This is a genomic window from Methyloparacoccus murrellii (genome assembly GCF_054657115.1).
The window spans coordinates 20,116-31,139 of record NZ_BAAHXD010000014.1 but is presented as its reverse complement, the minus strand read 5'-3'; the positions used below and the strand labels follow the sequence as shown (position 1 = coordinate 31,139).

General features: G+C 67.6%; 9 protein-coding genes. 3 read left to right on the top strand and 6 right to left on the bottom strand.

Features of this window, described 5'->3' with window-relative positions; genetic code table 11:
• From ACYQ1H_RS05885 to ACYQ1H_RS05875, 3 genes are all read left to right on the top strand, one after another.
• Nucleotides 1-1,146: a lipocalin-like domain-containing protein gene (locus ACYQ1H_RS05885; protein ID WP_460027113.1), complete on the top strand. Its 1,146-nt coding sequence runs from the start codon at nucleotides 1-3 to the stop codon at nucleotides 1,144-1,146.
• Nucleotides 1,147-1,219: 73 nt separating this feature from the next.
• Nucleotides 1,220-1,744, top strand: a complete 525-nt coding sequence (locus ACYQ1H_RS05880) for a YqaA family protein (RefSeq protein ID WP_460027112.1) — start codon at nucleotides 1,220-1,222, stop codon at nucleotides 1,742-1,744.
• A 129-nt stretch (nucleotides 1,745-1,873) separates the two neighbouring features.
• Complete coding sequence (locus ACYQ1H_RS05875) at nucleotides 1,874-4,339, top strand: glycogen/starch/alpha-glucan phosphorylase (protein WP_460027111.1); 2,466 nt, start codon at nucleotides 1,874-1,876, stop codon at nucleotides 4,337-4,339.
• Between the two features lie 19 nt (nucleotides 4,340-4,358).
• On the opposite strand, the gene ACYQ1H_RS05870 is transcribed toward ACYQ1H_RS05875, so the two are convergent.
• From ACYQ1H_RS05870 to pepN, 6 genes are all read right to left on the bottom strand, one after another.
• Nucleotides 4,359-4,664, bottom strand: a complete 306-nt coding sequence (locus ACYQ1H_RS05870) for a hypothetical protein (RefSeq protein WP_460027110.1) — start codon at nucleotides 4,662-4,664, stop codon at nucleotides 4,359-4,361.
• Nucleotides 4,665-4,743: 79 nt separating this feature from the next.
• Nucleotides 4,744-5,736: a vWA domain-containing protein gene (locus ACYQ1H_RS05865; RefSeq protein ID WP_460027109.1), complete on the bottom strand. Its 993-nt coding sequence runs from the start codon at nucleotides 5,734-5,736 to the stop codon at nucleotides 4,744-4,746.
• Between the two features lie 44 nt (nucleotides 5,737-5,780).
• Nucleotides 5,781-6,341 carry an MxaK protein gene (locus tag ACYQ1H_RS05860; RefSeq protein ID WP_460027108.1) on the bottom strand — a complete coding sequence of 187 codons (561 nt, stop codon included), beginning with the start codon at nucleotides 6,339-6,341 and terminating at the stop codon, nucleotides 5,781-5,783.
• On the bottom strand, nucleotides 6,329-7,312 hold the full coding sequence (locus ACYQ1H_RS05855) for a vWA domain-containing protein (RefSeq protein ID WP_460027107.1): 984 nt from the start codon (nucleotides 7,310-7,312) through the stop codon (nucleotides 6,329-6,331). Before ACYQ1H_RS05855 ends, ACYQ1H_RS05860 begins: the two co-directional genes overlap by 13 nt.
• A complete protein-coding gene (locus tag ACYQ1H_RS05850) occupies nucleotides 7,309-8,232 on the bottom strand; it encodes a hypothetical protein (RefSeq protein WP_460027106.1) in 924 nt (307 codons plus the stop codon). The genes ACYQ1H_RS05855 and ACYQ1H_RS05850 overlap by 4 nt, the downstream gene beginning before the upstream one ends.
• A gap of 1 nt (nucleotide 8,233) precedes the next feature.
• Nucleotides 8,234-10,876, bottom strand: a complete 2,643-nt coding sequence (gene pepN, locus ACYQ1H_RS05845; RefSeq protein ID WP_460027145.1) for an aminopeptidase N — start codon at nucleotides 10,874-10,876, stop codon at nucleotides 8,234-8,236.
• Nucleotides 10,877-11,024: the final 148 nt, after the last annotated feature.

Here is an 11,024-nt window from a genome sequence, read left to right as displayed (position 1 = left end):
ATGACGACCTGGCGCATTGCCGGCATCCTGCTGGCGCTGCTGAGCCTGCCGGGCTGTGAGGCGCCAGTGCCGCCGGGTGAGGGTGTGGCGGCCACGCTGCATCAGGCCGACACGCAGGGCTTCGCGCGGGCGCTGGCGGTGCGGCCGCTCGCCTTCCCCGCCGACCATGGCCCGCACCCCGATTTCCGCGATGAGTGGTGGTATGTGACCGGCAATCTGGAGGGGCCCGGAAGCCGGCGCTTCGGCTTCCAGATCACCTTTTTCCGCCACGGGCTGCGGCATGGCCGGCGGCCGGGCGCTTCCCGCTGGGCCGGACAGGACGCCTGGATGGCCCATTTCGCCCTTACCGATGTCGCCGGCCGGCGCTATACCGCGTTCCAGCGCCTGTCGCGCGAGGCCATCGGTCTCGCGGGCGCGCAGGCCGAGCCGTTTCGCGTCTGGCTGGACGACTGGCGCATCGAAGCCCCGGCGGATGCGCCGACGGTGTGGCGTCTGACCGCGGCGCAGGGGGATGTCGCCCTGGCGCTCGAACTCACGCCCCGGAAGCCACCCGTCCTGCAGGGCGATCGCGGGCTGAGCCAGAAAAGCGCGGAGCCCGGCAACGCCTCCTACTATTATTCGATGACGCGCCTGCAGGCCAGGGGGCAGGTGCGTCTCGCCGGGACGACATGGCCGGTCGACGGCCTTGCCTGGCTGGACCGCGAATGGAGCACCAGCATGCTCGCGCCGGACCAGGCTGGTTGGGACTGGTTCTCGCTGCAACTGGACGATGGCCGTGATCTCATGTACTTCCGCATGCGGCGCCGCAATGGCGGGGACGATCCGCTGAGTTCCGGCGCGCTGTTCGCGGCCGAGGGTGCGGGGCGTCATCTGGCGCACGAGGACGTGACGCTGGCGGTGCTGGACCACTGGCGCAGCCCCGGCGGTTACGATTACCCAGCGGCCTGGCGGTTGACCGTGAAGCCCACGGGGCAGACATGGGAAATCCGTCCTGTCCTGGCCGACCAGGAATTCCGCCACGACGCGCACTACTGGGAGGGCGCCGTCGATGTGCTCGATGCCACGACCCGTCGCCGCCTGGGCCGCGGCTATGTCGAACTCACCGGCTACGCCCCAGGAGCGGTGGAGCGCAGCGGCGAACCATGAAGGGCTGGGCCGTACCGTGCCGGGGCGCGCGGGGCCGGCCTGACCGGCATCATCGTGCCGGCTGCCCCGGGACATGCCCGCTTCCCGGTACCCGGGCCTGCCGCCCGGCATGGCGGGGAACGGCGAGGCGCACATTCCGGAGCATCCGACCTTGATGGACATGACAGACATGGCGGGCGGTTCCGCCGGCCTGGGGGGGCTGTTCCTCAGCGCCTTCATTTCTTCCACCCTGGCACCCGGCGGGTCCGAGGCGGTGCTGGCCTACCTGATCAGCCAGTCGCACGGGGCGGCCGCGCAGCTGGTCGCGGTGGCGACGGTCGGCAATACCCTGGGGGCGCTGACGACCTGGGGATTGGGCTACTGGCTGAGCCGGCGCTATCCGGCCGACCGGCCGCTCGATGCCCGCCGCCGCGCCGCGGTCCTGCGGGTGCGCCGCTGGGGCAGGCCTCTGTTGCTGCTGTCTTGGCTGCCGCTGGTGGGCGATGGCTTCTGCTTCGCCGCCGGCTGGCTGCGCCTGCCGCTGGCGAGCTCCATGTTGCTGATCGCCCTCGGCAAGGGCGCCCGTTACGGCGCCATAGCCTGGGCCATGCTGGCCTGAGGAACGGGCCATTGCCTCGTTGCGGCGCCCGCTTGGCCCCGGATGCGGGATAATCGTGTCTCCGCGCCGCGACAAGCCGAACCTGACGGGCGCGCCATCCTTCCCCATTCCCCATCTTGCGGCATACCCATGGATACCCGTATCCCCGAACTCTCCCATCCCGACGAGAACCTGACCGGCCTGGAGCAGGCCCTGGTGCAGCGGCTGATGTATCTGCTCGGCAAGGATCCGGTGGATACCAGCCAGCGCGACTGGTTTCTGGCGCTGGCGCATGTGGTCAGGGATCTCCTGACCTCGCAGTGGATGGACTCGATGCGCCGCTACTATCTGCAGGATGCCAAGCGGGTCTATTACCTGTCGATGGAGTTCCTGATCGGCCGCACGCTGGGCAACGCGCTGCTCAACATGCAGTGCGCCGGGGCGTTTCGCGAGGCGCTGGAGAATGTGGGCCTGCGGCTGGAGGAGATCGGCGAATGGGAGGCGGAGGCGGGGCTCGGCAATGGTGGGCTGGGCCGCCTGGCCGCCTGCTTCATGGATTCGCTGGCGACCCTCAACATGCCTGGCTTCGGTTACGGCATCCGCTACGAATACGGCATGTTCACGCAGCAGATCGAGGCGGGCTGGCAGGTCGAGCATCCCGACAACTGGCTGCGCTTCGGCAACCCCTGGGAATTCCCGCGCACGGATGTCATGTACCGGGTGCAGTTCCAGGGCACGGCCGTGCAGGTCGCCTGCACCGACGACTGCCCGCGCTACGAGTGGCGCGATACCGAGGACGTCATGGCCATGGCCTACGATACCCCGGTTCCAGGCTATGGCGGCAAGACCGTCAACAATCTGCGCCTGTGGTCGGCCAAGGCCTCGCGCGACTTCGACCTCCAGTATTTCAACGAGGGCAACTACATCCGCGCGGTGGAGCAGAAGACCCGCTCGGAAAACCTTTCAAAGGTCCTGTATCCCGACGATACCACCCAGATGGGGCGCGAGTTGCGGCTGCGGCAGGAGTATTTCTTCGTTTCCGCCACCCTGCAGGACATCCTGTCGCACTTCACCACTGATCACGCCTCGTTCGACGACCTGCCGAGCGAAGTTGCCATCCAGCTCAACGACACCCATCCGGCGATCGCCATCCCCGAGCTGATGCGACTGCTGGTGGACCAGTACGGGCTCGCTTGGGAGCCGGCCTGGGACATCACGGTGCGGACCTTCGCCTACACCAACCATACCCTGCTGCCCGAGGCGCTGGAAACCTGGTCGGTCGGCCTGATGAACCGCCTGCTGCCGCGGCATCTCCTGATCATCTACGAGATCAACCGGCGCTTCCTGGCCGAGGTCAGCCTGCGCCATCCGGGCGACATGGACCTGATCCGGCGCGTCTCGCTGATCGACGAGGAGCATGGCCAGCGGGTGCGCATGTCGCATCTGGCGATCGTCGGTAGCCACAAGGTCAACGGCGTGGCCAAGCTGCACTCGCATCTGATGCAGACAACGATCTTCCGCGATTTCGCGATGATCTTCCCGGACCACTTCATCAACATCACGAATGGCGTCACGCCGAGGCGCTGGTTGCATCAGGCCAATCCGGGCCTTTCGGCGCTGGTCACCGAGGCCATTGGTCCGGGCTGGATCGCCGACCTCGAGCGTCTCGCCGATCTGGAGCCCCTGGCCGAGGACGCCGGCTTCCGCGAACGCTTCCGGGCCGTGAAGATGGCCAACAAGGCGCGTTGGGCCCGCGGTTTCGCGCTGACGACGGGGCAGCTGATGCATCCAGAATGGCTGTTCGATGCGCAGATCAAGCGCATCCACGAATACAAGCGCCAGCTGCTGAACGTCCTGCACGTGGTGACCCGCTACAACCGCCTGCGTACCCATCCCGATCTGGCGCTGCCGGCGCGCACCGTCATCATCGGCGGCAAGGCCGCGCCCGGGTACCGGATGGCCAAGCTGATCATCAAGCTGATCAACGATGTCGGCGCCGTCATCAATCGCGATCCCGCGGTGAAGGATCGCCTGAATCTCGTGTTTCTGGCCGATTACAACGTTTCGCGGGCCATGGAGCTGATCCCCGCGGTGGAGCTGTCGGAGCAGATCTCGATGGCCGGTACCGAGGCCTCCGGCACCAGCAACATGAAGATGGCGCTCAACGGCGCCCTGACGCTGGGCACCTTGGACGGCGCCAACATCGAGATCCGCGACGCGGTGGGGGAGGAGAACTTCTTCCTGTTCGGCCACACCGCCGAACAGCTGTCGGCGCTTCGCCGGCAGGGCTACAACCCGTGGGATCACTATCACGGCAATCCCGAGCTGAAACAGGCCTTGGACATGATTGCCGGCGGTCATTTCAGCCCGGATGATCCGGGCCGTTTCCAGCCCCTGGTCGATACCCTGCTGCTGGGCGGTGACCGCTATGCCCTGCTGGCGGACTATGGCGGCTATGTCGCCAGCCAGGAGGCTGTGGATGCCCTGTATGCGGACCAGGAAGCCTGGACCCGCAAGGCCATCCTGAACGTGGCGCGCTCGGGGATCTTCTCCAGCGACCGCGCCATCCAGGCCTATGCCCGCGATGTCTGGGGGGTTGCGCCGCGCCCGGATTGAGGCCGGCGGCGGGATCGTCTCAGGACGAGACCTTCACGTTGCTCTTCAGCAGGGCAAACCGGTATACCAGCAGGGCGGCAACCACGCCGACGGCGATCCAGGAATGGCCGATCAGTCCCGCCGCGAGGCTGGTCTTGTTGGCGGTACCCTGCAGCGAGGTCAGGTAGGGCTTGGAGATCAGCAGCATCCAGGCCCAGGCGGGCAGCTGGTACGACACGGCGCCGACGATCGCCCACTGCACGCTGTTGGCCTGCCGGTGCACGGCCGTCCTGTAGAACCAGAAGGCGATGCCGATTGTCAGCAGTACGGACAAGAACATGGCCATGGGTCGTCTCCTCTCGAGTCGTTGTTATTGAAGCGGACGCGGGGCTTCCCCCGCATGTTGCGGCTGCCGAGTATACCGCTCAGCCAGCGGACCGGCGGAAGCCTTTGACGCGGCCATGGCCGGGAGGTTTCCCTTTGCCATGGCTCCCCCGGCGCCGTTCGTAGCCATAGCTCAGGGCCAGCAGCAAGAGGGCCATGCCGGCCAGATGGGGCCGGACGTCGGTCGAGGTCGGGCGGCGCTCGGCGAACTCGGCGCGGGTCATGAAGGCCATGAACGCGGCGGGGTCGTCGAGGCGCAGATAGCGCAGGCCGGTGCCGGCGGACAGGACCTTCAGGTGCGCCTCGTCCAGCCAGGAGAGATAGGGCCCCTCGGCCGGCAGGCTGCGGGTCTCGACCTTGACCGAGTAGACGGTGGTCGAGACCGGCGGTTTCTCGATGTCGGCGTTTTCCCAGATGCCCAGCGGCCGGTTTTCCCGATCGTAGCGCGGTACCGTCACCGGCGCGGTTCCGCCCACGCCGACCAGCAGCCCCGGCACTTCGCCGGGGCTGCCGTCGAACTGTGGCTGCACCGTTTGCGGCGGAGTCTCCTGGCCATCGGTGAGAAACACCAGCCGCAGGCCGGCATCGCGTTTCCGCACCTCGCGAATGGCGTGGTAGAGCCCCGTCTCCACGTGGGTGTCCGCCGACCAGGCCATGCGCCAGTCGATATGGTTCAGGACATCGTCGATGATCGGCAGATGGGCGCAGACTTCCAGCGGCTCGAACAGCAGCTGCACGGTCTGCGTGGTGAAGAGGCCCAGTCCCACCTCGGAGCCGCAGGGCAGCGCCTTGATGCTTTCCCGTACCGCCTGCTTGGCGTAGCCCAGCCGGTCCTCGGGCCAGCCGGCCCGATGGTAGTCGCGGGTGTTCATGCTCTGGGTGATGTCGAACACCATCACATAGCGATAGACCTCCTGTGGCAAGGTCATCCGGGGCTGCAGGAGGGCGAGGGCGACCAGCAGGGCGGCGAGTGCCAGCCAGAGGGCACGCCCGTGCCGGCGCAGCCAGGGCCAGGCGCGTTGCCGGCGACTCATGGGACGCGGCGACCGGGTCTGGTCATGGCGCTGTTGCCCATGACTCAGGGGCCGCCGCCGGGAATGCTGGGCAAGGTCGCGAACACGCTACCCTTGGAGCCCTGGAAATCGTTCTTGGGCTTCTCCTTGGGCGGTGGCGTGATGCGGTAGGCATATTCCAGGTTATAGCGGGCATCCCATTGGGTGGGGTCTAGGCTGAGGGATTCGCGCAGGCTGTCCTTGGCCGCCGCCAGCAGGGTGTTGATGCGCACGTGTTCCAGCAGCCCGCGGTCTTTCCACAGTCTGGCGGCATCGCGCAGGTAGAGCGTGCCCAGGTTGTAGCGTACCTGCGCGCGGAAGCGGGCATCGCCCTGCTGCAATATCGTCCCGTAGAGGCGGATGGCTTCGAGCGGATCGCCACCCGACTGGAGCCGGTAGGCCTTGGCCAAGACCAGGCCGGCATCGGTGTCGGGCGTGATGTCGATGGATGCCGGCTCCGCCAGCCGCCGATTGTATTCATGCAGCCGGTACCAGCGCGCGCCGGCATGCAGGGCGCCGGCCAGGCACAGGAGCGCCAGGCCGCCGAGCAGCCAGGGCGACAGGAGGTGGCGCATCAGGCGTTCCATGACGGAATCTCCAGGGCTCGTCCGGCCAGCAGGAGGAGCATTAGCACCAGCGCCGCTCCGTAGAAGCCGCCCGCGAGGTCCTCGCGCGGGCGTCTCTCCTGATAGGGCAGCGGCAGGTTCTCCAGCCGCTCGACTTCGGCGATAGCCTTTTCCATGGCGTTCGGGTTCTCGGCCTCGAAGGCGCGATAGGGGATGTCCAGGGACTCGAAATAGGCGTTGAGGAAGTATTCGGGGGTCGTCGTTTCATTGGGGTTGGCCGGCCTTTCGGTGAGCGGCGCGCTGGTCGGGTTCCGCAGATAGATCCAGTACAGGGTGGTCTCCGTCTCCCGGAAGGTCTGGCGCAGCCGGTCCCGGGTTTCGTCGTCGATGCGGGCGGCGCCATCGGAAACCAGCAGGATGATGCGCGAACCCCGACGCGGCGTTTGGGCGAAAAAGTCCAGTGCCATCGCCAGCCCCGGGGCAATATGGGTGACGCCATGGCCCCGGCCGCCGGCTGCCGCGATCGCTGCCTGCACGGCGGCCTTGTCCTCGGTCAGAGGCAGGACATAGATGGGCGCGGCGGCGAACGCGACCATGCCGAACAGGTCGTGCCGGCGGCGTTCGACGAACTCGGACAGCAGCTTCCTGGCCATGGCGCTCTTCGATTCGGTGGCCCGCGCCCCCAGGTAACGGCCGGTGAAGTTCTCGTTCATGCTGCTGCTGCGGTCCAGCAGCAGCACGATGTGCGCGCCGGTACCGATACGTTCGACGACCTGCTCCCGCCGGTAGGGTCCCGACATCGCCACGATCAGGCAGAAGAACACCAGGCAGGCGGCTATCCGCAGGCCCCGGTCGATGACCTCCGACCAGGGGTCCTCGGGGATGAGCGCCAGCGAGGAGCAGGTGACAGCCGCCTGGCCGCGGCGGAACCAGGGCAGGGCGGCCAGCGGCAGCAGGGTCAGCGCCAGAGGGTGCAGGACGCCCAGGCTCATGTCAGTCGGCGCTCGGCGCTCAGGCAGCGCTCCATCAGATCGCGCAGCCATCGGCGGGTTTCGGCATCCAGGCGGACCGGTGCGCCGGGATCGAAAAACAGGGCCTGCGACCAGCCGAGAAACTCCGCCAGCCGTTCGCGCAGCGAGGCGAAGGCCGGGCAGGTGGCGCAGAAGCGGTCGAGCTGGTTGCTAAACAGGGTTTCGCCGAAGGTCTGGTCCAGTGCCCGGTGCAGGGTGCGGGCAGCGGCGCGCAGGGTCTCGGGGTCGTGGCCGGAGGCGAGTATCCGGCGCAGTTCGCGGGACGCGCGGGCGAAAGGCAGCACCCTGCGGCGGCGCAGGTATTGGCGCAGGCCGATCAGACCACCGGTCGACGCCAGGCCGGTCAGCCAGCCGGCCAGGGGCTTCGCGGCCGCGTTCGTGTCGGCGGATTCGGGCGGCAGCGGGTCGCGTACCTCGACCTGCTCGTCGGGCAGATCGGGCGGGATCACCGGGGCCAGGGTGAAGGACCAGGCGGGGGTCTTGAGCTCATGCGGGGGCGGTCCGGCGATGCGCAGGCTCAGGGGCGGGATGGCGACCGTTTCCGGTTGCCGCACCCCCTTGAATACCTGATAGGCCAGGTCGAGCCGGACGCGCGGCCGCGCACCGCCGTCGAGTGGCTGCACACGACTGTCGCGCAGCGTCAGCCAGTCGTTGAGGGGACCGTTCGGCGGCAGATCCTGGCGTTCCAGCGACTGTCCCTCGGCCAGTTCCAGGGTGATGGCGTGGTGGATTTCATCGCCCAGCACATAGCCGTAATCGCGCGTGGGCGACAGGCTGGCGGCCGGCAGCCGGTCCGGGTCGCCGGCCGGCCCGCATCCCCCCAGCGTCAGCAGCACCAGCCCGATGCCGGCCCCCGGCGTGCACGAGGCAGGGCGGGCCATGTCAGGCGGCCAGGGCCTTGGTGGCAACTTCATAGACATCGGGCGAGAGTCCGGCTGTCTCCGCCACCTGTTCCAGCGCGGCGCGCATCAGCGCCTGCCGGTGCGGCTCGTAGCGGCGCCAGGTGGTCAGCGCGGTCAGCATGCGGGCGGCAATCTGCGGGTTGATGCCGTTCAGCTCGCCGACGCGATCGGCCAGGAAGCGATAGCCGGCGCCATCCCCGGCATGGAAGTTCACCGGATTCGACTGGCTGAAGGCACCGATCAGGGAGCGCACATGATTGGGCATGCGGATATCGAAGGCAGGGTGCCGCATCAGTGCCTGAACCCGCGCCAGCCCACCGGGCAGACGGCTGGTGGCCTGGAGCGTGAACCATTTGCCGACCACCAGATCCTCGTCCCGCCACTGCCGGTAGAACGCCTCCAGGGCTGCGGTCTGATGGGGATGGTGACTGTTGACGATGGCGGCCAGGGCGGCGATGCGGTCGGTCATGGTCCGGCAGGTCTCGAATTGCCGCAGCGCCAGCTCGTGCGCGTCGGCATCGTCCAGGCTGGCGAGATAGTCCAGGGCGGTGTTCTTCAGCCGCCGGCGTCCGATCGCCGGGGCGTCGAACTGGTTGTACTCGTCGCGATGGTGGTCGTGGTAGAGCGTCCGCCAGGCCTCGGTCAGTTCGCTTGCCAGCCGGCGGCGAATGTCCTGACGTGCCTGGTGCAGCGCCACCGGATCGACGCTGTCGAGGCAGCCGCTGACATAGTCCTCGCCGGGCAGAGTCAACAGCAGGGCCTGGTAGGAAAGATCCTGCGACGTTTCCCGGGTGAGGGCACGGAAGGTCGCCACCAGCAGATCGGCGCAGCGGGCGTCTTCCGGTCGCTGCAGGGTTTCCAGGATGGCCTGAGTGGCGAGTTGCTGGCCCGCATCCCAGCGGGTGCAGGCGTCGCTGTCGCGCGCGAACAGGAAGGCCAGTTCGTCCGGCGTCCGCGCCAGCGTCAGGCGGACCGGGGCGGAAAATCCGCGCAGGGCGGAGATGGCCGGTTTCGCCGGCAGGTTGACGAAGCGAAAGCGCTGTTCGGGTTTGCGGATCGCCAGCACGCGGGTCGTCGCGGGGGACGGGCCGCTCTCGCCGTCGAGCTGCAGCGGCAGCTCGAACCCGTCGGCATCGAGCAATCCCAGCGCCAGGGGGATGTGCAGGGGCAGCTTGTCCGGCTGCCCGGGTGTGGCCGGGCAACGCTGGCGGACCATCAGTTCGAGGCTGGCGCTGGCGGGGTCGTGGTGGCTTTCCAGGGTCAGTTCCGGGGTGCCCGCCTGGCTGTACCAGCGCCGGAACTGCGCGAGGTCGACGCCATTGGCGTCTTCCATGCAGCGGACGAAGTCCTCGCAGGTGACGGCCTGACCGTCGTGCCGCGTGAAGTAGAGATCGCTGCCGGACCGGAAGCCGTCGGCGCCGAGCAGGGTGCGCAGCATGCGGATCAGCTCCGCGCCCTTTTCATACACCGTCAGGGTGTAGAAGTTGTTGATCTCGATGTAGGACTCCGGGCGCACGGGGTGGGCGAGAGGGCCCGCATCCTCGGCGAACTGGCGGGTGCGCAGCATGTTGACGTCGTCGATGCGCTTGACGGCCCGGGAATGCCGGTCGGCGGAAAACTCCTGGTCGCGGAAGACCGTCAGGCCCTCCTTGAGGCTGAGCTGGAACCAGTCGCGGCAGGTGATCCGGTTACCCGTCCAGTTGTGGAAATATTCGTGGCCGATGACGCTCTCGATGTGCTCGTAGTCGGCGTCGGTTGCCGTGTCCGGCCGCGCCAGCACGTAGCGGGTGTTGAAGATGTTAAGCCCCTTGTTTTCCATCGCCCCCATGTTGAAGTGGCTCACGGCAACGATCATGTACAGATCGAGGTCGTACTCCCGGCCAAAGTTGTCCTCGTCCCAGCGCATGGCGTTCCTGAGCGAGGCCATGGCGTGGCCGCACTTGTCGATGTCGTGCGCCTCGGCGAAGATGCGCAGCGTCACCGCCCGGCCTGAGCGGGTCGTGTAATGGTCCTCCAGGCACTCCAGCTGTCCCGCGACCAGCGCGAACAGGTAGCTGGGCTTGGGGTAGGGGTCGATCCAGCGTGCCCAGTGGCGACCGTTCAGCAGGTCGCCGCTGCCGTCGAGGTTGCCGTTGGACAGCAATACCGGGTAGCGCGCCTTGTCCGCGACCAGGGTGGTGGTGTAGACGGCCATGACGTCCGGCCGGTCCGGGAAGTAGGTGATCCTGCGGAAGCCCTGGGCCTCGCACTGGGTGCAAAACATGCCGCCGGAGAGGTAAAGCCCTTCCAGGGCGGTGTTGGCGGACGGATCGATGATCGTGACGGTTTCCAGGACGAACGGTTGCCCGGGAATCTCGCGGACGATCAGGGCATCGGCGTGCACCGCGTAACGGGACTGTTCCAGCAGCAGTCCATCCAGCTTCAGGGAGACCAGTCGCAGCTGCTCGCCGTCCAGCGACAGGACGGCGGCACGGCGGGCCCCGGGACGCCGCCGCATGGCCAGGGTGGCCGTGATCCGTGTCGCCTGTTCGTCGAGCTCGATCAGAAGGTCGATGCGGTCGACGAGAAAGTCCGGGGGGGTGTAATCCTTCAGGTAGACGGTTCTGGGCGAGGCATCGCGCATGGGCAGCGTCATGTCGGTTGGCGGCGGATGGGGGTGGCAGGGGCCCGATAGCGGCTTTCACAGCCAACTGTGCGGTTTTCCCTAAGAATACCAAGACTATGCCCCGCCTTGCGGGTTCCGGCCCGGCATGTCCGTTGGCCGGGGCCCA